At 64.9% G+C, this 22,081-nt stretch carries 24 protein-coding genes; 14 read left to right on the forward strand and 10 right to left on the reverse strand.

The genetic code is table 11. The annotated features are described in order from the left end of the window. Positions 1-66: 66 nt before the first annotated feature. A complete protein-coding gene (locus tag ASF04_RS20440; RefSeq protein WP_056146030.1) occupies positions 67-1,116 on the reverse strand; it encodes a hypothetical protein in 1,050 nt (349 codons plus the stop codon). 192 nt (positions 1,117-1,308) lie between these two features. On the opposite strand from ASF04_RS20440, the gene ASF04_RS20445 reads away from it, so the two are divergent. The 8 genes from ASF04_RS20445 (at position 1,309) to ASF04_RS20480 (ending at position 6,914) form a co-directional block, all read left to right on the forward strand. After that, on the forward strand, positions 1,309-1,710 hold the full coding sequence (locus tag ASF04_RS20445; RefSeq protein ID WP_056146033.1) for a CsgE family curli-type amyloid fiber assembly protein: 402 nt from the start codon (positions 1,309-1,311) through the stop codon (positions 1,708-1,710). A 48-nt stretch (positions 1,711-1,758) separates the two neighbouring features. Continuing rightward, a complete protein-coding gene (locus tag ASF04_RS20450) occupies positions 1,759-2,163 on the forward strand; it encodes a curli assembly protein CsgF (protein ID WP_082488905.1) in 405 nt (134 codons plus the stop codon). Continuing rightward, positions 2,160-3,068: a CsgG/HfaB family protein gene (locus ASF04_RS20455; protein WP_056146038.1), complete on the forward strand. Its 909-nt coding sequence runs from the start codon at positions 2,160-2,162 to the stop codon at positions 3,066-3,068. The genes ASF04_RS20450 and ASF04_RS20455 overlap by 4 nt, the downstream gene beginning before the upstream one ends. Before the next feature lie 46 nt (positions 3,069-3,114). Beyond that, positions 3,115-4,083, forward strand: a complete 969-nt coding sequence (locus ASF04_RS20460; protein WP_056146041.1) for a hypothetical protein — start codon at positions 3,115-3,117, stop codon at positions 4,081-4,083. 105 nt (positions 4,084-4,188) lie between these two features. Continuing rightward, positions 4,189-4,446, forward strand: a complete 258-nt coding sequence (locus ASF04_RS20465; protein WP_056146045.1) for a hypothetical protein — start codon at positions 4,189-4,191, stop codon at positions 4,444-4,446. A 2-nt stretch (positions 4,447-4,448) separates the two neighbouring features. After that, a complete protein-coding gene (locus ASF04_RS20470; RefSeq protein WP_056146049.1) occupies positions 4,449-5,414 on the forward strand; it encodes a hypothetical protein in 966 nt (321 codons plus the stop codon). A 141-nt stretch (positions 5,415-5,555) separates the two neighbouring features. Then, positions 5,556-5,846 carry a helix-turn-helix transcriptional regulator gene (locus tag ASF04_RS20475; protein WP_056146052.1) on the forward strand — a complete coding sequence of 97 codons (291 nt, stop codon included), beginning with the start codon at positions 5,556-5,558 and terminating at the stop codon, positions 5,844-5,846. A 9-nt stretch (positions 5,847-5,855) separates the two neighbouring features. Next, on the forward strand, positions 5,856-6,914 hold the full coding sequence (locus tag ASF04_RS20480; RefSeq protein WP_056146054.1) for an alkene reductase: 1,059 nt from the start codon (positions 5,856-5,858) through the stop codon (positions 6,912-6,914). Positions 6,915-6,954: 40 nt separating this feature from the next. Here the strand turns inward: ASF04_RS20480 and ASF04_RS20485 are convergent, their stop codons facing one another. Further along, positions 6,955-7,923, reverse strand: a complete 969-nt coding sequence (locus ASF04_RS20485) for an MBL fold metallo-hydrolase (protein WP_056146057.1) — start codon at positions 7,921-7,923, stop codon at positions 6,955-6,957. A gap of 183 nt (positions 7,924-8,106) precedes the next feature. Here ASF04_RS20485 and ASF04_RS20490 point away from each other — a divergent pair, with 183 nt between their 5' ends. Then, positions 8,107-8,724, forward strand: a complete 618-nt coding sequence (locus ASF04_RS20490) for a 1-acyl-sn-glycerol-3-phosphate acyltransferase (protein WP_056146060.1) — start codon at positions 8,107-8,109, stop codon at positions 8,722-8,724. A 3-nt stretch (positions 8,725-8,727) separates the two neighbouring features. On the opposite strand, the gene ASF04_RS20495 is transcribed toward ASF04_RS20490, so the two are convergent. From ASF04_RS20495 to ASF04_RS20530, 8 genes are read right to left on the reverse strand one after another with little or no spacing between them, the layout of a single operon-like run. Continuing rightward, entirely contained in the window at positions 8,728-9,288 is a 561-nt protein-coding gene (locus ASF04_RS20495; protein WP_056146065.1) for a HupE/UreJ family protein, read from the reverse strand. After that, a complete protein-coding gene (gene ureG / locus ASF04_RS20500; protein WP_056146067.1) occupies positions 9,285-9,932 on the reverse strand; it encodes an urease accessory protein UreG in 648 nt (215 codons plus the stop codon). Before ureG ends, ASF04_RS20495 begins: the two co-directional genes overlap by 4 nt. Before the next feature lie 24 nt (positions 9,933-9,956). Next, positions 9,957-10,637, reverse strand: a complete 681-nt coding sequence (locus ASF04_RS20505) for an urease accessory protein UreF (protein ID WP_056146069.1) — start codon at positions 10,635-10,637, stop codon at positions 9,957-9,959. Between the two features lie 12 nt (positions 10,638-10,649). After that, the gene (ureE, locus tag ASF04_RS20510) at positions 10,650-11,159 is read right to left on the reverse strand and encodes an urease accessory protein UreE (protein WP_056146072.1); all 510 of its coding nucleotides are present in this window, start codon (positions 11,157-11,159) and stop codon (positions 10,650-10,652) included. Positions 11,160-11,169: 10 nt separating this feature from the next. After that, positions 11,170-12,876 carry an urease subunit alpha gene (gene ureC, locus ASF04_RS20515; protein ID WP_056146074.1) on the reverse strand — a complete coding sequence of 569 codons (1,707 nt, stop codon included), beginning with the start codon at positions 12,874-12,876 and terminating at the stop codon, positions 11,170-11,172. A gap of 20 nt (positions 12,877-12,896) precedes the next feature. Beyond that, positions 12,897-13,223 (reverse strand): urease subunit beta, encoded by a 327-nt coding sequence (locus tag ASF04_RS20520; RefSeq protein WP_019919888.1) that lies wholly within the window; start codon positions 13,221-13,223, stop codon positions 12,897-12,899. Positions 13,224-13,237: 14 nt separating this feature from the next. Further along, the gene (locus ASF04_RS20525) at positions 13,238-13,540 is read right to left on the reverse strand and encodes an urease subunit gamma (protein ID WP_019919889.1); all 303 of its coding nucleotides are present in this window, start codon (positions 13,538-13,540) and stop codon (positions 13,238-13,240) included. Between the two features lie 38 nt (positions 13,541-13,578). Continuing rightward, on the reverse strand, positions 13,579-14,511 hold the full coding sequence (locus tag ASF04_RS20530; RefSeq protein WP_056146077.1) for an urease accessory protein UreD: 933 nt from the start codon (positions 14,509-14,511) through the stop codon (positions 13,579-13,581). Positions 14,512-14,796: 285 nt separating this feature from the next. Here ASF04_RS20530 and ASF04_RS20535 point away from each other — a divergent pair, with 285 nt between their 5' ends. The 5 genes from ASF04_RS20535 to ASF04_RS20555 are packed head-to-tail and all read left to right on the forward strand — an operon-like array spanning position 14,797 to position 22,045. Continuing rightward, positions 14,797-17,208 carry a TonB-dependent receptor gene (locus ASF04_RS20535; RefSeq protein ID WP_056146080.1) on the forward strand — a complete coding sequence of 804 codons (2,412 nt, stop codon included), beginning with the start codon at positions 14,797-14,799 and terminating at the stop codon, positions 17,206-17,208. A 28-nt stretch (positions 17,209-17,236) separates the two neighbouring features. Further along, positions 17,237-18,274, forward strand: coding sequence for a LacI family DNA-binding transcriptional regulator (locus ASF04_RS20540; RefSeq protein ID WP_056146083.1), 1,038 nt, complete (start codon positions 17,237-17,239; stop codon positions 18,272-18,274). Positions 18,275-18,299: 25 nt separating this feature from the next. Continuing rightward, positions 18,300-19,073, forward strand: a complete 774-nt coding sequence (locus ASF04_RS20545) for an SDR family NAD(P)-dependent oxidoreductase (protein ID WP_056146086.1) — start codon at positions 18,300-18,302, stop codon at positions 19,071-19,073. Between the two features lie 13 nt (positions 19,074-19,086). Beyond that, on the forward strand, positions 19,087-21,090 hold the full coding sequence (locus ASF04_RS20550; RefSeq protein ID WP_056146089.1) for a DUF4962 domain-containing protein: 2,004 nt from the start codon (positions 19,087-19,089) through the stop codon (positions 21,088-21,090). Continuing rightward, positions 21,083-22,045, forward strand: coding sequence for a sugar kinase (locus ASF04_RS20555; RefSeq protein WP_056146091.1), 963 nt, complete (start codon positions 21,083-21,085; stop codon positions 22,043-22,045). Before ASF04_RS20550 ends, ASF04_RS20555 begins: the two co-directional genes overlap by 8 nt. Positions 22,046-22,081 lie beyond the last annotated feature (36 nt).

The raw sequence follows: 22,081 nt of genomic DNA on the forward strand, positions 1-22,081 counted from the left end.
GCTGCCGCTCCAGGCTTGCTGCCGCGGGCGGCGCCAAAGGTCGCTGACGCGCCGCCCACCGAAGTGTTACGGCGCAGCGCCCTGCCGCGGCGCTACACTCAGACTCGGCAACACCGTCACCGACGTCGCCGGCACCGATTCCACCGGCGGCTTGACGCCGGTGCCGCGCAGCGCCAGCAGCCAGCCCACGCCGTCGAACCAGAACGGCGCACCGAGCGACGAGGCGAATGCCGTGATGATCCATCCGAGCAGCGCAAACCCCAGCGCCAGCAGCCACGCGCCAGCGCCCTGCCCGCCCAGGTTTTCAAAACGCGATGACGGCCAGCCGACCGGCAGGCCCGCCACCTTGTCGATTTCCTTTTGCGCCGCGACGGCCTGGCCCAGCGCCTGCGCCGGCGTAGCGTTCGCGTCGATTTTAACGCGGCCGGCGGCGATGGTCTCGGCGCTGGTCTTGGCCAGTTCGGCCGCCACGCTGTCGTCCTGCCACAGGCGCTGGCTCAGCACCAGCGCATCGATATTCATCGCGCCTGCATAAAACAGGCCAATACAGAACAGCACCAGCTGCGAGCGGCGCTTGTACCAGCCGGTGATGCGTTCCATTACTGTCTCGTACCAGATGCGCACGGCATTCTCCAGCGCGGCGGCATCGTCGGGACCTTCTCCCATGATGGCCAGCAGGGTGCGCGCCAGGCCGTCGTTGCGGGTGCTGGCCAGCAGCAGTTGCGCCGTGTGGCCCTTGCCGTACCGCGCGATCAGCGTGGCCACGAACGCGCGTGCAAAGATCGGCGCCGGAATGTAGGACGGCATGCGGCCACGCTGCGCCATGCCGACGATCAGCGGATGGCGCATGACGTCGGCGGTCAGCGAGGCATCGCCTAGCCGGTCGAGACCGAAGCAGTTGTCACGCCGCAGCAAACGCGCAAGCGAGGGACCGATGCCGCGCAGGCGCGGCATCGCTGCCGACTCGTGCAACATCGTCAGCACGCCGTCGAGCAGCACCTTGGCGCGGGTTTGAAACAGCGAGGCGATCGCTTCGCGTGTAGCGCTGCATAACAAACTCATCGCCAGGAACGTGAACGACAAGCCGATGGCAACGTCGAGATAATGATTGGACATGACGCTCTCCCGAGCCGATTTCGATACCCATACACTAATTGATTTCACAGGCTCAAGCACGTTTTTCCGCTTCCTTTCCCGCACAAAATCATATCGTCTCCGCGCGTGATCGTCGTCAAATTTGAGGCGAACGCGACTTCTATACTCGACTGACGACTTGGCCATTTCCGGCCCAACCGCAGCGAGGATCACATGTTTTTACGCGTCATTTTTATTGCGGCAACAGCGCTGTGTGCGCTACGCGCCGCTGCCGCCGATGCCGAGCCGCCACGCGCGGTGGGCGTGATCACGGTACAGACCATGACCACCGCCGGCCACGATTTTTCCCAGCATTTTCTGGCGGCCTGGCGCGACCAGGACGGCAGCGACCAGGTCACGCTGGCGATCCGCGAACGGCCGTCGGCGCGCTTCGGCAGCGAAGTGTGGATCGACTACTCGCAGCGCACCGTGCTGCAACTGCGCCTGCCGCCGGCCCGCGCGGCCTTGCCGGAACTTGCCGCCAACGCCGTGCAGCACGTGTGGGCCACCGTGCAGCGCACCGATGCCGAACGCAAGCTGTTCCACGACGCCGACCTGGCGCCCGATGAATTCTGACCTCACAACAAGGAGACCATGATGCGCACGCACTCCCTTCGCACTGGCATGCTGCTACTGCTTGCCGGCGCCATGCACTTCCACGCCAACGCCACCGAACTGGTGTACCAGGCCGTTAACCCGTCCTTCGGCGGCTATCCTGCCAACGGCCAGCACCTGCTGGCCGTGGCCAGCGCCACCAACAAGCACGTGGACAAGGGCCTCGGTTACTCGTCGCTGCTGGACCAGTCGCCGCTGACGCAGTTCAACCAGACGCTCGAGCGCACGGTACTGAGCCAATTGGCGTCGGCCGCGACGTCCAAGCTGACCGGACCCGATGGCAAGCTGCTGCCCGGCACCTTCCAGACGTCCAACTTCACCATCACCGTCACCGACCTGGGCGGCGGCATGCTGCGCATCACCACCGTCGATAAAACCACCGGTGCATCCACCTCGTTCGAGGTGTCGCAATGAAGCCGCGCACAATCATGCTGGTCCTGGCCGTGGCGCTGGCCGGCACCGGCTGCGCCATCTCGCATCCGCCGTCGGCGCCGCGCGACGAGGCCGGGTCGGTGGCGCAACTGACCACGCTCACCGCCGCCAGCCGCGACCTGCTGCAACTGCCGCCACCGAAGGGCAAGATCGCGGTGGCCGTGTATGGCATCCGCGACCAGACCGGCCAGTACAAGCCGTCGCCGGACAGCTCGTTTTCCACCGCCGTCACGCAGGGCGCCTCGTCGCTGCTGGTCAAAGCCCTGAAGGATTCGGGCTGGTTCGTGCCGGTGGAGCGCGAGAACCTGCAAAACCTGCTCACCGAACGCAAGATCGTGCGGGCGCTGGAAATGCCGCAACCGGCCGATACGCCGCCGGTGCAAATGCCGCCGCTGCTGGCCGCGTCGGTACTGGTCGAAGGCGGCATCGTCGCCTACGAAAGCAATGTGCGCACCGGCGGCGCGGGCGCGCGCTTCCTTGGCATCGGCATGTCGTCGCAGTACCGGGTGGACCAGGTCACGGTCAACCTGCGCACGGTCGATATCCGCGCCGGCCAGATCCTGCAAAGCATTTCCACCACCAAGACCATTTACTCGTACGAACTGCATCCGAGCATTTTCAAATTCGTCAGCGTGAAGGACCTGGTGGAAGTGGAAGCCGGCATGACGCGCAACGAACCGGCGCAGCTGTGCGTGAGCGAAGCGATTGCCGCCGCGCTGGGCCACCTGATCGTGCAGGGCGTGCGCGAGCAGCACTGGGCGCTGGCCGACCCGGCCCAGTGGTCGAACCCGGTGGTGCAGCGCTATGCGGGCGAACAACTGGCCGCGTATGCCGTGGCTGCCCCGCCTGCAGCACCGGCCACCGAACAACAGAGTTTCACCCAGTAGTACCGGTAGTACCCGAAGTACCCACTCAACCAAAGGAGATACTGTCATGAGAACCACCATTGTTTCCGGCGCCGTCGCCGCCGCCCTGAGCCTGATGTGCGCACTGCAACCGGCCTCCGCCCAAAGCAACCGCGCCACGCTGACCCAGAACGGGTCCAACAACCTGGCCAACATCGAGCAAATGGCCAGCGCGCAAAACGCCGTCGCCACCATCACGCAAACCGGCAGCTACAATGTCGCCGGCACGCCCGGCGGCGCTGCGGGCATCATGCAAATGAACTCGCAAAACGTCACCGCCACCATCAACCAGAACGGCAACTACAACCAGGCTGGCGTGGTGCAGGACGACGTGGACAACAGCACCGCCGCGTTCGCGCAGATCGGCAACAACAACGAAGTGGCAGCACGCCAGGAAGCGGCCAGCTATTCCAACATCTCGGCGCGCCAGGAAGGCAACTATAACTTCGCCGAATTCGCACAGTCCGAAGTGGCGACCGGCACCGTGACCACCCGCCAGGTGGGCAACAACAACGAGCTGTCAGTGCGGCAGGAACGCGCCGGCAACACGTCGCCGGTGGTCGAGCAGCAAGGTACGGCCAACGTGGCCAATATCCAGCAGGTGCTCGACTACTATTCGAACCCGTCCATTTACCAGAATGGCATGCGCAACGAAGCCAACGTGGTGCAGAACAACGCCCGCGACACCCAGAACATGACGGTGCGTCAAACCGGCATGGACAACCGCGCCAATGTCAGCAACGGCGGCATGCGCAACGCCTCGATCGTCACCCAGACCGGCAACAACAACGTGGCGACCGTGAACAAAACCATGAACTTCAACGAATCGGAGATCCGCCAGATCGGCAACCTGAACACTGCCACCATCACCCAAACCGGCACCGCGATGACGGCCGCCCAACCCAACGTGGCCATGATCATGCAACTGGGTAACAACGGCAATGCCGCCCTGGCCCAAACCGGCAGCAACAACCGCGCGACCATCGTACAACGTTGATCGTCAGCGTCACCACAGGGAGCCCCCACCAGGGGCTCCCTGCCCGTGCGGCACCGCGCAGTACCCGACCAACATCGCATTCACGGCAGCCGACAGGGAGCCATCATGAAACACCATTCCAGCGCCAGCGGCATCCTGCTGCGGGCCACCGGCACCGACAGCATCCAGGGCACCATCGATCAGGCCGCGACCGTGCACAGCAGCGCTTTTGGCACCGACTTGCGCATCACCCAGACCGGCGCGCGCAACCTCACAACCACCGGGCAGCACGGCAAGCTCCAGGACGCCACCATCATCCAGGACGGCGGCAACAACCGGGGCGCCGTCGTTCAACACGAGTCCGCCCCACCACCGAAGGAGTGACCATGAAAACTACCCTCACCGCCCGCAGCGCCGCGCTGCTGGCCACTGCGCTGACGTGTTCGTTGTGCGCCGCCCAGGACGACAACAACGCCAGCGCCAGCCAGTCCGGCGACGGCAACCGCGCCTATATCGCCCAAACCGACAACCTGGGCGGGATTTTCGCCACGGTGGTCCAGAATGGCAACAACAACCTGGCGGGCAACCCGGACAGCCAGGGCGGCGGCGTGCGGCAGTACGAAGCGTCGAACCTGCGCTTGGAAATCCGCCAGACCGGCGACGCCAACCGCGCCACCGGCACCCAGCGCAGCGGCGAGCGCACCTGGTTCATCCTCGAGCAGACGGGCGCCGCCAACATTACCGCGGTGCGCCAGGATGCGGCCTTCGAATCGGTGACGCGGGTGCGACAATCGGGCACCAGCAACCGGGTCGATGGCGACGCCGCCAGCGTGCTGGCCAACGGCTTCATCGCGTTGCAGACCGGTGCCGACAACACCGTCAACATCTTCCAGCGCCGCAATGGCTTTTCCGATTCCAACATGGACCAGAACGGCACAGGCAACCAGATCGTGGTCGAACAGACCTTTGCCGACTATACGCAGCACGACATGGCCCAGTACGGCGAACGCAACCAGATTACCGCCTTGAGCAGCGAATCCCTGTTCACCGACTACACCATCACCCAGAACGGCACCGAGAACCGCGCCACCACGCGCACCTCGGCAACGGTCAGCGGCGGCGACCTGCTCCAGTCCGGCATAGGCAACATGGCCAGCACCGACCAGCAAGGACGCAGCAGCGACTACAACGTCACCCAGAGCGGCACGCTCAATACCGCCACCCTGACCCAGAACGGCAATATTGCAGCGGAAACCAGCAACCTGGCCACCATCCGCCAAAACGGCCAGCGCCTGAACGCCAGCCTGGTTCAGACCGGTGGCGGCAACCAGGGCGTCATCGCCCAGCAATAACCTCCGTTCTTTCACTGGCACCCGCATTTTTACGCGGGCGCCAGCACGTTTTCGATTTATATCGTAAGATCACGATATTGGCATCGGAAAAAGACGATATGCATGTCGTTCCAACCCGAAGTCATGTTTGAAGGAAATACGATGAATATCGACGCGATCCACAAGGCCCTGGCCAATCCCACGCGGCGCCAGATTCTGGCGTGGCTGAAGGATCCTGAGCAATACTTTCCGACCCAGTCGCACCCGTTCAGCAATGGCGTGTGCGCGGGCCAGATCGACCAGCGCGTGGGGCTGTCGCAATCGACGGTGTCGGCCCACCTGGCAATTTTGCTCAAGGCGGGGTTGATCACGTCGCAGCGCGTCGGCCAGTGGAACTATTTTCAACGCGATGAAGCCACGATCCGGGCTTTCATCGACCAAATGACCCTATAAAGGAAACATATGCCTACCCTCTTCGACCCGATTACCATTGGCGACCTGACCCTGAAAAACCGCATCGTCATGGCCCCGCTCACACGCGCCCGCGCCATCGGCGGCGCCCGTGTGCCGAACGCCCTGATGGCCAAGTACTACGAGCAGCGTTCCACCGCCGGCCTGATCCTCTCGGAAGCCACTTCGGTCACGCCGCAGGGCGTCGGCTATGCCGATACGCCGGGCCTGTGGTCCGACGAGCAGGTGGAAGGCTGGAAGCAGGTCACCGCTGCCGTGCACGCGGCAGGCGGCGTGATCTTCGCCCAGCTGTGGCACGTGGGCCGCATCTCGGACCCGAGCCTGCTGAACGGCGACGCTCCGGTAGCGCCTAGCGCAATCGCAGCCGAAGGCCACGTCAGCCTGCTGCGCCCGATGCGCCCTTACCCGGTGCCGCGCGCGCTCGCTACGGAAGAGCTGGCCGGCGTGGTGGCAGCCTATAAACTGGGCGCGGAAAACGCCAAGAAGGCTGGCTTCGACGGCGTGGAAATCCACGGCGCCAACGGCTACCTGCTCGACCAGTTCCTGCAAGACAAGACCAACCAGCGCACCGACAACTACGGCGGCACCATTGAAAATCGCGCCCGCCTGATGCTCGAAGTGACCGATGCCTGCATCGCCGTGTGGGGCGCCAACCGCGTGGGCATGCACCTGGCGCCACGCCGCGATGCGCACGACATGGGCGACTCCGACCCGACCGCCACCTTCGGCTACGTGGCGCGCGAGCTGGCCCAGCGCAAGATCGCTTTTATCTGCGCTCGCGAAGCCGTGGGTGAAGACAGCCTGGGGCCATTGCTGAAAAAAGAATTCGGCGGCGTGTACATCGCCAACGAAAGCCTGGACAAGGCCGGTGCCCAGCAGCTGCTCGACAACGGCACCGCCGACGCAGTAGCCTTCGGCAAGGATTTCATTTCAAATCCTGACCTGCCCCGCCGCCTGGAAACCGATGCGCCGCTGAACAAGTGGAATGCGGAGACGTTCTATGGCGCGTCGGCTGAAGGTTATACCGACTACCCAGCCCTGGCCGCCTAAAAGCCACTGCCCCGCCAGCCGCGCGGGGCGCTGTAATCGCCTAGCGCGGCTGCGTGTAGCTGACCGGCACGAACTGGTAAGCCTTGCCGTTGGCACGGACATGGCCCAGTGCCGGGAACGACAGGTGCGCCGCGCCAATCAGGTAGCCGCCCTTGGCCGCTGCCGCGAACGCCGCGTTGCGCTCCTTGATCGCCACCGAGCTGTCGGTATCGAAGGCGATGCCGACATTCGGATCGTCAAACTGCACCGACTGCACATGCAGCAGGTCGCCCAGCAACACCAGCTTCTGCCCCTTGCTCTCCACCACGTAACTGATATGTCCCAGCGTATGGCCGCCATTGAACTGCGACCGGATGCCGGGCGCCAGTTCGCCATTGGCGGTAATCGGCTGGAATTTTCCGGCTTTCACGTACGGCGTGAGCGACACCATCGGTCCTTCGAAATTGGCCTTCGCGTCGGGCTTGGCCTGGTCCAGGTTGGCTTGGCTCAGGTAATAGTCGGCATCCTGCTTGCCGGCGCGGACGATGGCATTCGGGAACACGCGCTGGTCCTTGCTGGCCAGGCCACCGACGTGGTCGCTGTGCATGTGGGTGATGTAGATTTCATCGACCTGGTCCGGCGTGTAGCCGGAAGCCTTGAGGCTCGCCGCCAACTGGCCGGCGGTGGGGCCGAACAGGCCGGCGGCGCCCGTGTCGATCAGCACCAGCTTGCTGCCGGTGTTGATCAGGAAGGCGTTGACCGAGGTCTGCAGTGGCTCTTTGAGGAACGATTTGTCCAGCGCCGCCTTGGTTTTTGCTTCCGGCTGCTTGAGCAGCTTGCTCACCGGCAGGTCGAGCGTGCCGTCGTTGAGCACGGTCACTTCGAACTCGCCGAGCGTGGTGCGATAAAAGCCGGGGGCCTGGAATTTGGCAAACGGCGCGGCAGCGTGCACTGGCGCCATGGCGCCAGCCAAAACGGCGGCGACGGCAGTCGCCATGGCAACCCGGGAAGAACGAGCGATGTTGATCATGATTTCACCTTCTTGTTGATATTCTGGAACCTGACAGCTTACCGCATCCGCACACCAACACCTGCCTCGAAAGGATGAATAACTTGCCCCCCATCCGGCCCCAATATAGAATGCGCCGAGTTTTTTGACGAGGAAGATGTCGCCGTGTCAAGAGTATAAATAAACCAATACAGGGTGCATGACATGAGCGAATTCGAACTACAGGTAGCGGCGCTGCCACGGTGGCGCCAGCGCGCAGCGCTGCGGGTATTGAACTTTTTCGGCTGGAAGGTGCTGTTCCGGCCCCTGCCCGGCCCGCGTGGCATTTGCGTGATTTATCCGCACACGTCGAACTGGGATTTCCCGATCGGCTTGCTGGGCAAATGGGCGATGGACCAGCCATTCCGCTTCCTGGCCAAGGACTCGCTGTTCAAGTCGCCGCTGGGGCCATGGTTCCGCTGGCTGGGCGGCGAGCCGGTGCAACGCGGCGCGCCGCAAGGCACCATCAAGGCCCAGGCCGAGCGCATGAACGCGTCCGAATACTACTGGGTGGGCATCACGCCCGAAGGCACGCGCGCATACCGGCCGAACTGGAAGAGCGGCTTTTACCATCTGGCGATGGAGGCCAAGGTGCCGCTGGTGCTGGTGTTCATGGACTACCCGAGCAAGACCCTGAGCCTGGTCGATCACATCCACCTGACCGGCGACCAGGAGGCCGACATGGCAGCCATCCGCGCGGTGCTCGAGGGTCACCAGGGCCTGCATCCGGAAAACGCGGCGCCGATTATCCTGGCGGAGCGGCGCGCGGAGCCGCGCGGCTAGCCTTTACAGCGCCGCAGCAAGCACCATGCCGGTCGCGGCAATCCCCGCCCCGGAAAATTTCACCGCCAGTGCCGGCCCCACGCGACCCAGCAGGCGACCGCCATACACCAGCATCGCGCTGGCGACCAGCAAACCCAGCGCACTTGATACGGCCGGCAGTTCCAGGCCGTGCGCATTGCCGTGCAAGAACGCAAACGCGCCCACCATCGCCACACTTGCCGCTGCCGGCAAGCGCGCGGCAAAGGCGATCAGCGCACCGAGCGCCGCCACCGTCAGCGCGTTGCCCAGCTCCAGGCCAGGGATTGCCATGCCGAGCGCGCCGGCCAGCATGCCCGCCATCACCATGCCGATGAACGTCGGCGGCAGCCACTGCGCGGTAGACTGGCGCGCGCTCCACACGCCCACCGCCAGCATCGCCAATAAATGATCGATGCCGGTGAACGGATGGGCAAAGCCGTCGAGGAAGCCGTGCGCGTGCGCGCCCGCCTGCGGGTGGGCGACGGCGGCGGTGCTGGCCAGCGCCAGCGTCAGCGCTGGAACGAGGAATTTGACGGTGCGTTTCATTTGGTCTCCTGGGCAAAGTGCGGGGTCGAGCCGAGCAGGCCCTGTTCGCGAATAAAATCGATGACAGCGGTGACGCCGTCGCCGCTGCGCAGGTTGGTGAAGATGAATGGCCGGCTGCCGCGCTGCTGTTTGGCATCGCGCGCCATCACGTCCAGGTCCGCGCCCACGTGCGGCGCCAGGTCGGTCTTGTTGATGATCAGCAGGTCGGAGCGGGTGATGCCGGGACCGCCCTTGCGTGGAATCTTCTCGCCACCAGCCACGTCGATCACATAGATGGTCAGGTCGGACAGCTCGGGGCTGAAGGTGGCGGCCAGGTTGTCGCCGCCCGACTCCACCAGGATCAGGTCGAGATTGGGAAAATCGGCCTGCATGCGGGCGATGGCTTCCAGGTTGATCGAGGCATCTTCGCGGATCGCCGTGTGCGGACAACCACCCGTCTCCACGCCCATCAGGCGCTCGGCCGGCAGCGCATCGGCGCGCAGCAGGATTTCCATGTCTTCCTTGGTGTAGATGTCATTGGTGATGACAGCCATGTCGTAGTGGTCGCGCATGCCCTTGCACAGCATTTCGCACAGGGCGGTCTTGCCGGAACCGACCGGGCCGCCGATGCCGACGCGCAGGGGATTGGAAGTCATTTGAGTCATATCGTTTATCTCGTTTTTGTAAAATTATGATCGGTAAAGCCGGCTGTACTGCACCTCGTGCTGCATCGACAGCAACGACAGGCCCGGCGCCCAGTTGCACATGTCGTCGTCAGCCACGGTTTGCGCATGGCGGGCAGCCGCCTCGATATCGTCGCGCAGCGACAGCAGCATGCGCTGCCCCGCTACCTGCCCCAGCGGCACGGATTTGACGCACACCAGCACCTGGTTTTCGGCCCAGGCGAACAGCATGGCCAGGAGCGCGGCGTCGTGCGGAATCTTCAGTGCCGCCACTGCGCAGGCAAACGCGGTGGGCAGCGCCACTTCGGGTTCGCGCTGCAAGTGGGCTTGGGCGTCGGCATCGAGGATATCGAGTTCGCCCAGCAGCTTGACCAGCGAGTAGCCCATCTGGATGGTCTCGGCGCGGAATTCGGCACTATCGCGCGAGGCGATGAAGCGCTCGCTCCAGTCGTCCACGGCCTGCCAGTCGCGCTTGGTCCACGCCTGCATCAGGCGCCAGGCGACCGGCGCTTCCCATTGCGCCACCACTTCGTGCAGGTGGCGCAAAATCCAGGCGCGCGCGGTGGGGGCGTTGTGCACGGTGCCGTTTTCCAGCGCGGCCTCCAGGCCTTGCGAGTAACTGTAAGCGCCGATCGGTAGCGCAGGGCTGGCGAATTGCAGCAGGTTGAGCAGCGCTGATGCTTGCATCGATACGTGACCTTATGCCGCGTCGCCGGGACGATGGATCTTCTGCCGCACCGGGATCGGCGCCAGCGGATGGTTGTCGTGGTGATGGCCATGACCGCCGCCATATGCGCCCGACTCCGGCTCGAAGGCGGCCGATTCTTCCACCACCACCGCGCCCAGCCCCGCCAGCATTTCCTTCAATACCGCATCGGCGCGAATGCGCAGGAAGCCGTCGCCCACTTGCGCCTGGGTGTGGCGGTTGCCGAGGTGGAAGGCGCAGCGCAGCAGCGTATGCGCATCGGCACAGGTGACCTTGTAGGTCGGTTCAGCCGCCGCCACCACGGCGATCACGCGCCGGTCTTCGCCGGTGAGCAGGTCGCCGTCGCGCAGCACCGTGCCGCGCGTGGTGAAGACCGCGACGTCCTCGCCGTTGTCGAGGGTGGCGCGCAGGCGGCATTTTTCGCGCAGTTCGTAGGGCAGTACCAGCCGCGCGGCGATGGGGCCAGCTTCGGCCGCTGAAATTTTGGTGTGAAAGGTGAACATGTGGTTTTGCTTAGAACAGGAAGTAACGCTGCGCCATCGGCAGCACGCTGGCCGCTTCGCACACCAGCAGCTCGCCATTGGCGCGCACTTCGTAGGTTTCGGGGTTGACGTCCATCTTGGGCGCCAGGTCGTTGTGGATCATGTCGGACTTGCGCAGCGCGCGCATGTTCTTCGCCACGATCAGCGTTTTATTGAGCTTGAGGCGGTCGCCGATGCCATCGTCGAATGCCGACTGCGAGACGAACGTAAACGATTTTTTCAGGCCGCCGCCAAAGGCGCCGAACATCATCCGGTAGTGCACCGGCTGCGGCGTGGGGATCGACGCGTTCGGGTCGCCCATCGGCGCGGCCACGATCATGCCGCCCTTGATGATGGTGGATGGCTTGACGCCGAAGAACGCCGGCTTCCACAGAACCAGGTCGGCGATCTTGCCCACTTCGACCGACCCCACCGCATGCGCAATGCCGTGCGTGATGGCCGGGTTGATCGTGTACTTGGCGATGTAGCGCTTGACGCGAAAGTTGTCGTTGTTCGACGAATCCTGCGGCAGCGGGCCGCGCTGCACCTTCATCTTGTGCGCGGTCTGCCAGGTGCGCAGCACCACCTCGCCCACGCGGCCCATGGCCTGCGAATCGGACGACATCATCGAAATGGCGCCGATGTCGTGCAGGATGTCTTCGGCGGCGATGGTCTCGCGGCGGATACGCGATTCGGCAAACGCCACGTCTTCCACGATGGCGGGGTCGAGGTGGTGGCACACCATCAGCATGTCCAGGTGCTCGTCGAGCGTGTTGACGGTGAACGGCCGGGTGGGATTGGTCGATGACGGCAGCACGTTCGATTCACCGACCGCCGCGATGATGTCCGGCGCATGGCCGCCGCCCGCTCCTTCGGTGTGGAAGGTGTGGATGGTGCGATCCTTGAACGCAGCGATGGTGTCGGCCAGGTAGCCGCCTTCGTTGAGGGTGTCGCTGTGGATGGCCACCTGCACATCCATCTCGTCGGCGACAGTGAGGCAGTTGTCGATGGCGGCCGGGGTGCTGCCCCAGTCCTCGTGCAATTTGAGGCCGATGGCGCCGGCCCGCACCTGCTCTTCCAGTGGCGCGGGCAGACTGACGTTGCCCTTGCCGAGGAAGCCGAGGTTCATCGGGAAGGCATCGGCCGCCTGCAGCATCGAGTGCAAATGCCACGGGCCGGGCGTGCAGGTGGTGGCCGAGGTGCCGGCCGAGGGACCGGTGCCGCCGCCGATCATGGTGGTCACGCCGCTCATCAGGGCTTCCTCGATCTGCTGCGGGCAGATGAAGTGGATATGGGTGTCCACCCCGCCGGCCGTGACGATCTTGCCTTCGCCGGCAATGATCTCGGTGGCGGCGGCGATGATCATCGTCACGCCGGGCTGGATGTCCGGATTGCCGGCCTTGCCGATGGCGGCGATCATGCCGTCGCGCAGGCCGATGTCGGCCTTGACGATGCCCCAGTGGTCGATGATGACGGCGTTGGTGATCACGGTATCCATCACCAGCGGGTCGGTGCGGCAGCGCTGCGACTGGCCCATGCCGTCGCGGATCACCTTGCCGCCGCCAAATTTCACTTCTTCGCCATAGATGGCGTAATCATGTTCGATTTCGATAAACAGTTCGGTGTCGGCCAAACGGATGCGGTCACCAAGGGTGGGACCGAACATCTCCGAATAAGCGCGGCGCGAGATTGTAGCCATGTCTGCCTTTAGCTGAGTTTTTATTCTTTGGGGGGATTCGGGTCCAGCTTGCCCATGACTTTGCCGCTGAAGCCATAGACTTCCATGTCGCCCGACAGCGTGACCAGTTCCACCGTGCGCTGCTGGCCCGGCTCGAACCGGACCGCAGTGCCGGCAGCGATGTTGAGGCGCTTGCCGTAAGCCTTCCAGCGCTCGAACTTGAGCTCCGTGTTCACTTCAAAAAAGTGGAAGTGCGAGCCGATCTGCACCGGGCGGTCGCCCTGGTTGGTCACCACCACCGTGGCGGTCTCGCGGCCTTCGTTGAGACCTATCTCGCCTTCCTTGAGTCGATATTCACCGGGAATCATTGCGATCTCCTCGTTCAGGGTATGGGATTGTGGACGGTGACAAGCTTGCTGCCGTCGGGGAAAGTGGCTTCGACCTGGATGTCCGGGATCATCTCGGGGATGCCGTCCATGACATCCTTGCGCGACAGGATGGTCTGCCCCTCGGACATCAGCTGCGCCACGGTTTTGCCGTCGCGCGCGCCTTCCATGATGGCGCAGGTGATCAACGCCACCGCTTCCGGATAATTGAGCTTCAATCCGCGCGCCAGGCGGCGCTCGGCCACGATGCCGGCGGTGAAGATCAGCAGTTTGTCTTTTTCTCTCGGTGTCAGTTCCATGTGCTTCCAGTCATATTCGTATTCTGTTCGTCGGCGGTTCAGGTTTGCCAGATGCGCGGTGTGACTGCTTCGCGCTCGAGCAGTTGCGGGCGCACGCGGCGCCACACCGCCAGCATCAGGCGCCGCGCGGTCTCGCTGTCGTCGCCCAGGTGGCGCGCCACGAGCACGCCCCTGGTATGGGTAACGCCGAACACGTGCCCGCCGTTGACCGCCGCGCCGGTCGAGCCGTTGGCCGCACCGTTGGCAGCACTAACGGCCGCACCGTCCGCCGCAACATCGGCACGGATATCGGCCAGCAGCTGGTTCATCTGCGCCGTTGGCAGCGCCTTGCCCGCCGCGATCAGGGTGGCGCACACGGTGCGTCCGCCCAGCGCCAGCGGGCTGTCGAGGCGCCCGCCCAGCATGGCGCCCTGCTCCCACCACAGCAGCTTGCCCTCGCGCCGGATGGTGCTGCGCTGGGTGACGGTGCCGGTGTTGAACACTTCGCCCGAGCCGCGCCTGCCCATGCACAGGATCTCGCAGCCGATATAGGTGGCCTCAAGCGCCAGCTCCACGTGCTGGTCGAGGATGACGTCTGCCGTGTCGAAGAAAATCGTCTCCTGCGGCAGCCATTCCAGCGCGGCGTGCTGGTTCACATGCAGGTGCACGGTCTGGCGCGAGCGCTTGCCGTTGGCCTGGTACCACTTGGCCGCGCCGGGCGTGGTAATGCAGGCCTGGGCGCGGTCGCCCACGCCGATGTCGATGGCCAGCTGGTCGCCGCCCACCACGCCGCCCGGCGGATGGACCACGATGGCGTGGCAGACTTTTTCATCTTCCGGGTACAGCGCCTTTTGCACGCGCAGCGGGCCGTGGTGGCGGTTGTTGAACAGGCGCGTGGTGCCGCCGTCGTCCGCGAAACCGAGCGTGAGACCGGCCTGCCAGGCGGCGGCTTGGCGGGCAGTATGGTCGCTCGGTGAGGTGCAATCTGGCATGGCGCAATCGTTCACAAATAATGTCGTGTCGTATGCAAGCCGCGTGCCAGCCTGCCAAGATTATTCATAGCGGTTTTAGAAACCTCACGCACCGCAACGGTGCATTTGCACCAATGTAGCGCAATTCTCACGCCCGCAAATAAATGTTGACATCAAAATCGATTCCTATATCCTTACTAAATCGTTGCACTAAATCGATTTAGTAAGGCTCAGACCGGACAAATCGCCTGATTGGTGTATCGATGCAGTAGAGGCTTACTATAAAAACCACAACGGAGACAACCGATGGTCACAACGCATTCCGGCAGCCCGCTGCCGCGCTATCCCAACATGAAGCCCATGGCTGCAGCCCTGGCGCTGCTGCAGATGTCGTCGATGACCCAGGCCCAGGAAGCCGCCCAGACCGGCGCGCCGCAACTGGAACAGGTAATCGTCTCGGCCAACCGCCGCATCGAAAAGCTCGAAGACGTGCCACAATCGATCTCGGTGCTGACCGGCGAAACGCTGGAGCGCAACAACGTGCGCGAATTCGACGACATCGTCAACCTGTCCCCTGCCCTGACCATTTCCACCGGCACCCAGGTGGGCACCAACAGCATCAATATGCGCGGCATCGGCACCACGTCCAACAATATCGGCATCGAAGGCGACGTGGCCGTGATCGTCGATGACATGCCGTACGCCCAGGCGCAGCAGGCGTTCCGCGACCAGTCCGACGTCGCGCGGGTGGAAGTGCTCAAGGGTCCGCAAAGCACCATGTTCGGCAAGAGCGCGATTGCCGGCGCGGTGGTGATCACGACCAAGCCGATCGGCGCGGGGCCGATGAAGGGCAAGCTGTCGCTGTTTCGCAGCAGCGACGACGAGTACCGCGTGCAGACGTCCGTAAGCGGGCGCATGTCCGACACCGTCGGTGTGCGGGTATTCGCCAGCAAGACCAACTTCCCGGGCCTGCTCTACAACCTCACCACGGACAGCATGCAGAACGGCTCCGGCGGCAAAACCTTCTTCGCCAAGGTGCAGTGGCAGGTCACGCCGGACCTCGACGTGCAGTTGGCGCCGCGCTACGACCACGCGCTGCGCACCGGGAACACCGCCGCCATCAACTCGATCGGGCCGGGCGTGGGCTACCTGTACAACAAGAACTACAAGGCGCTGTCCAATACCGAGGTGCTGCGCGGGATTAACGTCTCGCAGTTCAACACCACCATCCGCAACGACTCGCCCACCGGCCTGGAAGCGACCGATCGCGGCATCGGCGTGCGCGTGAACTACCTGTTCCCCGACAGTTCGCCGATGGCCGGCCACGCGCTGACGTCGATCACGTCGGTGGACAACAACAAGTCCAACGACTTCCGCGACAACGACAATATCGACCTGGTGTCCACGTTCTACCAGCTCGACCACTTCGGCAAACCGTCGGGCATCAACGAGTCGCCCGAGATCAACGGCACCATGGACACCAAGATGACCAGCCAGGAATTCCGCCTGACGTCGCCGGACAGCGGCAATTTTCGCTACCTGGCCGGCCTGTGGATCGCCCGCACCAGCATCGACCGCACCTACCGGCGCGGCAATCCGTTCGTCAAGGAGACCAGCTGGACCAACTACGAGACGTCGTCGTCAGTGCTCAACCGCGCGCTGTACTTCAACGGCAGCTGGGACTTCATCCCGAAACACACGCTCACCGGCGGCGTGCGACTGACGCGCGAATCGAACGACTACATGTTCCACACCATCGACAGCCTGCTGTCCTCCGCCCCGAACAATGTGCACACGGGCGAGAACCACTACAACGCGCCCAAGCACCACGAAAACTACGTGACCGGCAAGCTCGGATACGGCTACAAGCTCACGCCCAACACCATGGTGTACGGCACCGCATCGACCGGCACCAAGGGCGTGGCGTACGACATGACCAGCGGCGCCAACAACGTCAACGTGTTCAAGCGCCTGCCGCTGGCGCCCGAAGAAGCCACCAGCTACGAAGCCGGCTTCAAGGCCAACCTGTGGAACAACCGCGCCACGCTCAACCTGGCCGTGTTCAAGACCCGCTTCCGCGACTATCAAACGTCGGCCACCGAGCGCTTCTCGGACGGCAGCCAGGCCAGCGTGCTGTACAGCATCCCGAAGATCCAGACCCAGGGTTTCGAGGCCGACGCCACCGCGCTGATCACGCGCGAATTCCTGCTGTCGGCCAACCTGGCCTTCACCCGCGCCACGGTGGTGAACTGGCGCCAGGGGCCGTGCTACAGCGGCGCCAAGGACTGCACCGTGCCGAACGAACTGGTGCCGGGCGCCTTCCTGCGCGACGCCAGCGGCGGCCTCATGCCCAACTCGCCCAAGTGGAAAACCAACGTGGGCGGCGAGTACACGCTGCCGATCAAAAGCTTCAAGACCGCGATCAACGCCAACGTGCGCGCGCAGTCCAAAGTGCAGGGCGCGATCAGCCAGGACCCGAGCCTGAAACGGCCGGGCCATGCTATCGTTGATCTGGGCGCCTCGATCGCCGGCCGCGGTGGAAAATACAAGCTGTCGGTCGGTGTAAAAAACCTGTTCGACCACCACTACTCGGTGGGCAACGGCGGCACCTTCCTGAACTTCAAGCAGACGTCGGGCCCCGACATTCGCTCGTATGGCTGGCAACCTGCGCGCGACGCATTCCGCTATTACACCGCCCGGCTGGACGTCAATTTCTGACCGGCCGCTTACCAGAATCAAGGACACCATGAGCGAACCAAAAATTCAGGATGTGGCACGCCTGGCGGGGGTTTCCCCGTCGAGCATCTCGAATTTCCTCAACAACCGCATGGGCCAGATGCGGCCGGATACGCAAGCGAAGATCCAGCAGGCCATCGAGCAGCTGGGCTACCGGCCCAACAACGCCGCCCGCCAGCTCAAAACCGGCGTGGCGTCGATGGTCGGCCTGCTGGTGCCGTCGCTGGCCAACCAGTTTTTCGGCGCGCTGGCCTGCGCGGTGGAGGCGGCGGCCGCCCGCCACCACTGCCACGTGATGACGTTCAGTACCTTCCGCGATCCCGAGCGCGAACGCGCCGTGATGGCCGACCTGCTGGCGTATGGCGTCAAGGGCATCATCACCGGCTCGGCCCTGAGCGATACCGAGCACCTGGCAGCAGTGACGTCGCGCTGCCCGGTGGTGGCGTTCGACATCAAGCGCGGCGACGAATCGCACCAGCGCATCGCCACCGTCTCGATGGACAACGCCGCCGCCACCACGCTGGCGGTGGAGCACCTGGCCATGCTGGGTCACCGCGCCGTGGCGCTGGTGACGCCGCCGCCGTACACCCTGAATCGCCAGGAACGCATACGCGGCTTCCAGCAGGCTGCCGCCGCTGCAGGTGTCAAGGGAGAGCTGATCATCGCCGACGCCACCGACGGCCCCACCGACCTGCACGGCGACACCCGGCTGTTCGAACTGGGGCGCAGCGCCGCCGCGCGCATCGTCACGTCGTCGGCGCACCCCACGGCGGCGATAGCGATCAACGACATGATGGCGATCGGCGTGGGCGTGGGCCTGAAACAGCTGGGACGGCGCATTCCGGCCGATATCTCGCTGATCGGCATCGACGATATTTTCTTCTGCGCCGCGCACGACCCGCCACTGACCACGCTGCGCCAGCCGATCCAGGCGATGGCCGACGCCGCGCTGCAACGCATCCTGACGCCGGACGAACCGGCCGACGGCGCGCTGTTCGCGCCGGAGCTGATCGTACGGTCATCCACCGCCACACCCCCGCAATCCTGAACCACCAACAAATACGGAGACAAGCATGGAAACCAAACAAAACACTGAACTGCAAGGCAAAAAAGCCCTCGTCATGGGCGGCGCCTCGGGCATCGGCAAGGCCACGTCGCTGGCCCTGGCAGCGGCCGGCGCCGACGTGGTGCTCACCTACTGGAGCAGCGCCGAAGAAGCCGAACAGGTGGTCACGCAAATCCGCTCCCTGGGCCGCCAGGCCCACGCCATCCGTGCCGACGTCGCCGACGCCGACGTGGCCGAGCAGGTGTTTGCCCAGGCGGAAAGTGCGATCGGCGAGATCGACACCCTGTTTGCCAACATCGGTGGCCTGATCCAGCGCTGCCGCGTGGTGGACATGCCGCTGTCGCTGTGGAACGAGTCGATGAACCTCAACCTCACCAGCACTTTTTTGATCTGCCAGGCCGCGCTCAAGCGCATGGAACCGCGCAAAGGCGGCACCATCGTCACCATGTCGTCGCTGGCCGCCTTCGACGGTGGCGGCCCCGGTTCGGCGCACTACGCGTCGTCCAAGGCTGCCGTGGCAACGTTTACCCGCGCACTGGCCAAGGAAGTCGGCCCGCTGGGCATCCGCGTCAACGGCGTGGCGCCGGGCCTGATCGCCACCCGCTTCCACGACACCTTCAACACGCCTGCCAACCGCGCCGCCATTGCCGACCGCACCCCGGCCAAGCGCGAAGGTCAACCGGCCGACGTGGCCAACGTGGTGGTGTTCCTGGCATCGGACCGCGCCGCCTTCCTTGCCGGTGAAATCATCCAGGTCAACGGCGGCCTCGCCCTCTATTAATCCGGGAATCCCCATGAATCCATCGATCACACGACGCCGTTTCCTGGGCGCCGCCGCCCTGGCTTTGCCCGTTTTTTCGTCAAGCAGCCTGCTGGCGCAGGACTCGCGCGAAGCGCTTGGCCCCAGGCAGGGCAAGGCCAGGGGCGGCCCGCACCCGCTGCAGGCACTGATGCAGGCCCACCCGGCGCCGCTGCGCGCCGAACTGCGCGGCGTACATCCGCGCGTCTTCATCACCAGCGCCGGCCTGGCCGACCTCAAGCAACGGGCTGCCACCACCCACAAGGCCGAGTGGCAGCAGGCGCTGGCCGGACTGGTGGCGATGAAGCAGGACCCGGCGCCCTCGCCCGCGCAAAAGCGCCGCGCCCAGAACACGGTGGCCATCGGCATCGCCGGCGCCGCCATGGCGTACCGTATCGAGGGCGACGAGCGCTACCTGGCCGCTGCCCGCAAGTACATGGAAGCAGCGGTCAGCTATCCGGTGTGGGGCTACACATTCAGCAAACCGAATGTGGACCTGGCCGCCGGCCACCTGCTCTACGGCCTGGGCATGGGCTACGATCTGCTGTTCGACGTGCTGACCGAAGACGAGCGCAAACGCTACCGCGACAAGCTGGCGCACCAGGCGCGCCTGCTGGCTGCGCACTTCGCGCCCAAGCCGGGCAAGACCTTCTCATATAGCCAGAACCACTGCTTCATCCCGATTGCCGGCCTGGCCATCGCTGCGTACGCGATCTGGGACGAGGTGCCGGAAGCTGCCGCCTGGGCCGCACAGTCGCGGGCGATCTTCTCGCGCGTGCTGGACGTGGCCTCGCCCGACGGCTATTTTTACGAAGGCGTGGAATACTGGGTGTTCTCGATGCCGTGGATTATCCACGCGCTCGACGCCTTTGCCCACGCGGCCGGCGACGACCTGTACGACCACCCGGCGCTGCGCAAGGCCCACCTGTACATGGCCCATTCGCTCACGCCCAACGGCCAGGACATCTTCGACTTCGGCGACGCCTTCGAGGGCCCGCTTACCCGCTCGCGCCACGGCGACGAGGCGGCGCGCACCCACCCGAACGGCAAGCTGCATTCCAACTACAACCTGATCTACCGCCTGGCCGCGCGTTTCAAGAGTGCGGAGGCGCAGGGCGTGGCGGACTGGATGAAGTCCCTCGGCCACGTATGCGCGGAAGACTTCTGGACCCTGCAATGGCGCGATGCGACCATCAAGGCCGCGCCGATCACCGCACTGGCGCCGCACCACCACTTCGACGACCTGGGCACCGTGTACTGGCGCAGCGACTGGACCGACCAAGCCACCGCGTTCGCCTTCCGCGCCGGCCCGCCCGAAGGTCACCACGCAGCCACGCTATTCGACAAGCTGCCCGACTGGCACCTGTCGATGGGCCACTCGCACCCGGACGCGGGCAGTTTTATCCTGTACGCCAACGGCACGTATCTATCGGGACCGATGGGCTATGCCGGCATCCCGCGCAGCAACCTCAGTAACACGGTGCTGATCGACGGCCAGGGCCAGGCCAACGAGGGCCATGGCCACGACGCCTTTGCCGACTACCCCTATGCGCGGCTCGACAGCATTCGCCTCACCACCGTCAAGCTGGCCGCCGACCGCGCCGAAATCGTGGCCGACCTCACCGGCGCGTTCCGGCAGGAGCTGGGCGTGGACAAGCTGGAACGCCGCTTCACGTACGAAGGCGGCGCCTGGACCACGACCGACCGCCTGCGCGCATCGCGCCCAGTCGCGCTGACGGCGCAAGTACACGGCGATACGACGATTGCCGCCGGCGGCCAGCAGCGCTACGTGGTGGCCGGCAAGCCGGCCGCGCTGCAAGTGGACGTCAAGACCGCCGGCGCCAGGGCAGTGATCGAAACAGGCGTGGTCACGGCGGCCGGCCCGCCGGGCAACGTGGACAAGGGCCCACGCGAGGAGCGCGGCTCGGTGCTGCGCATTTCGATGCCGGCTGCGCGCGAAACGTCGATCATCACCACCATGAGGCCTGTCAATGGATAAACGCACACCCGATGTTGTGACCGTAGGCGAAGCGATGGCCTTGTTCATCGCCCGCGAAGCGAAGCCGCTGGCAGAAGTGCGCGACTTCGAACGCGCCACCGCCGGCGCCGAACTCAATGTGTCGGTGGGCCTGTCGCGGCTCGGATTCCGGGTGGGCTACCTGTCCGCGCTGGGCGACGACAGCCTGGGCGCCAACCTGCTCGCCTTCATGGATGCCGAAGGCATCGACCGCAGCCACGTGCGCATCGATGCGGCGCACCCCACCGGCTTCATGCTCAAGGCAATGACCGACGACGGCAGCGACCCGCAAGTGGAGTACTTCCGGCGCGGCTCGGCGGCCAGCCGGCTGTCGCCAGCGGACCTGCGCGACCCCGATCCGTGGCAGCAGGCGCGCCTGCTGCACCTGACCGGCATCTCGGCGGCGCTGTCGGACGGCTGCCGCGAACTGGTGTTCGCCATGGCGCGCCAGGCCCGCGCGGCCGGCCGCCCGGTGACGTTCGACCCCAACCTGCGGCCGCGCCTGTGGCCCTCCGAAGCCGCGATGATCGCCACCATCAACGATCTCGCGAGCCTGGCCAACGTGGTGATGCCGGGACTGTCCGAGGGCCGCCTGCTGACGGGCCGCAATGACGCTGCCGGCATCGCCGATTTTTACCTGGAACGCGGCGCGCGCCAGGTGGTGGTCAAACTGGGACCGGACGGCGCGTATTACGCCGATGGCGACAATCGCGGCACGGTACCCGGCCAGCCGGTGGCCAAGGTGGTCGATACGGTGGGCGCCGGCGACGGCTTCGCTGTAGGCGTCATCAGCGCCCTGCTCGACGGCTTGCCGCTGGCGCAAGCGGCCGCGCGCGGCAACGCGATAGGCGCGCGCCAGGTGCAGTTCCGAGGCGACTGCGACGGCCTGCCCACGCGCGAACAGCTGGCGCACGCCATGGCACCACCGCCCGCCTGAAACATCAGCGCCCCAATAAGAACCTGAGCAGCGCCT

The organism is Duganella sp. Leaf61 (assembly GCF_001421905.1).
Taxonomy (GTDB): Bacteria; Pseudomonadota; Gammaproteobacteria; order Burkholderiales; family Burkholderiaceae_D; genus Rugamonas; species Rugamonas zoogloeoides.

Excerpts from the sequence above, each read along its gene's own strand:
- ASF04_RS20475 (WP_056146052.1), top strand. The coding sequence starts at position 5,556 with ATGAATATCGACGCGATCCACAAGGCCCTGGCCAATCCCACGCGGCGC.
- ASF04_RS20440 (WP_056146030.1), bottom strand. The coding sequence starts at position 1,116 with ATGTCCAATCATTATCTCGACGTTGCCATCGGCTTGTCGTTCACGTTC.
- ASF04_RS20540 (WP_056146083.1), top strand. The coding sequence starts at position 17,237 with ATGAGCGAACCAAAAATTCAGGATGTGGCACGCCTGGCGGGGGTTTCC.
- ASF04_RS20465 (WP_056146045.1), top strand. The coding sequence starts at position 4,189 with ATGAAACACCATTCCAGCGCCAGCGGCATCCTGCTGCGGGCCACCGGC.
- ASF04_RS20530 (WP_056146077.1), bottom strand. The coding sequence starts at position 14,511 with ATGCCAGATTGCACCTCACCGAGCGACCATACTGCCCGCCAAGCCGCC.
- ASF04_RS20550 (WP_056146089.1), top strand. The coding sequence starts at position 19,087 with ATGAATCCATCGATCACACGACGCCGTTTCCTGGGCGCCGCCGCCCTG.
- ureG (WP_056146067.1), bottom strand. The coding sequence starts at position 9,932 with ATGACTCAAATGACTTCCAATCCCCTGCGCGTCGGCATCGGCGGCCCG.
- ASF04_RS20495 (WP_056146065.1), bottom strand. The coding sequence starts at position 9,288 with ATGAAACGCACCGTCAAATTCCTCGTTCCAGCGCTGACGCTGGCGCTG.
- ASF04_RS20520 (WP_019919888.1), bottom strand. The coding sequence starts at position 13,223 with ATGATTCCCGGTGAATATCGACTCAAGGAAGGCGAGATAGGTCTCAAC.
- ASF04_RS20485 (WP_056146057.1), bottom strand. The coding sequence starts at position 7,923 with ATGATCAACATCGCTCGTTCTTCCCGGGTTGCCATGGCGACTGCCGTC.
- ASF04_RS20460 (WP_056146041.1), top strand. The coding sequence starts at position 3,115 with ATGAGAACCACCATTGTTTCCGGCGCCGTCGCCGCCGCCCTGAGCCTG.
- ASF04_RS20505 (WP_056146069.1), bottom strand. The coding sequence starts at position 10,637 with ATGCAAGCATCAGCGCTGCTCAACCTGCTGCAATTCGCCAGCCCTGCG.
- ASF04_RS20455 (WP_056146038.1), top strand. The coding sequence starts at position 2,160 with ATGAAGCCGCGCACAATCATGCTGGTCCTGGCCGTGGCGCTGGCCGGC.
- ASF04_RS20480 (WP_056146054.1), top strand. The coding sequence starts at position 5,856 with ATGCCTACCCTCTTCGACCCGATTACCATTGGCGACCTGACCCTGAAA.
- ureE (WP_056146072.1), bottom strand. The coding sequence starts at position 11,159 with ATGTTCACCTTTCACACCAAAATTTCAGCGGCCGAAGCTGGCCCCATC.
- ASF04_RS20490 (WP_056146060.1), top strand. The coding sequence starts at position 8,107 with ATGAGCGAATTCGAACTACAGGTAGCGGCGCTGCCACGGTGGCGCCAG.
- ASF04_RS20450 (WP_082488905.1), top strand. The coding sequence starts at position 1,759 with ATGCTGCTACTGCTTGCCGGCGCCATGCACTTCCACGCCAACGCCACC.
- ASF04_RS20555 (WP_056146091.1), top strand. The coding sequence starts at position 21,083 with ATGGATAAACGCACACCCGATGTTGTGACCGTAGGCGAAGCGATGGCC.
- ASF04_RS20525 (WP_019919889.1), bottom strand. The coding sequence starts at position 13,540 with ATGGAACTGACACCGAGAGAAAAAGACAAACTGCTGATCTTCACCGCC.
- ASF04_RS20470 (WP_056146049.1), top strand. The coding sequence starts at position 4,449 with ATGAAAACTACCCTCACCGCCCGCAGCGCCGCGCTGCTGGCCACTGCG.
- ureC (WP_056146074.1), bottom strand. The coding sequence starts at position 12,876 with ATGGCTACAATCTCGCGCCGCGCTTATTCGGAGATGTTCGGTCCCACC.
- ASF04_RS20445 (WP_056146033.1), top strand. The coding sequence starts at position 1,309 with ATGTTTTTACGCGTCATTTTTATTGCGGCAACAGCGCTGTGTGCGCTA.
- ASF04_RS20535 (WP_056146080.1), top strand. The coding sequence starts at position 14,797 with ATGGTCACAACGCATTCCGGCAGCCCGCTGCCGCGCTATCCCAACATG.
- ASF04_RS20545 (WP_056146086.1), top strand. The coding sequence starts at position 18,300 with ATGGAAACCAAACAAAACACTGAACTGCAAGGCAAAAAAGCCCTCGTC.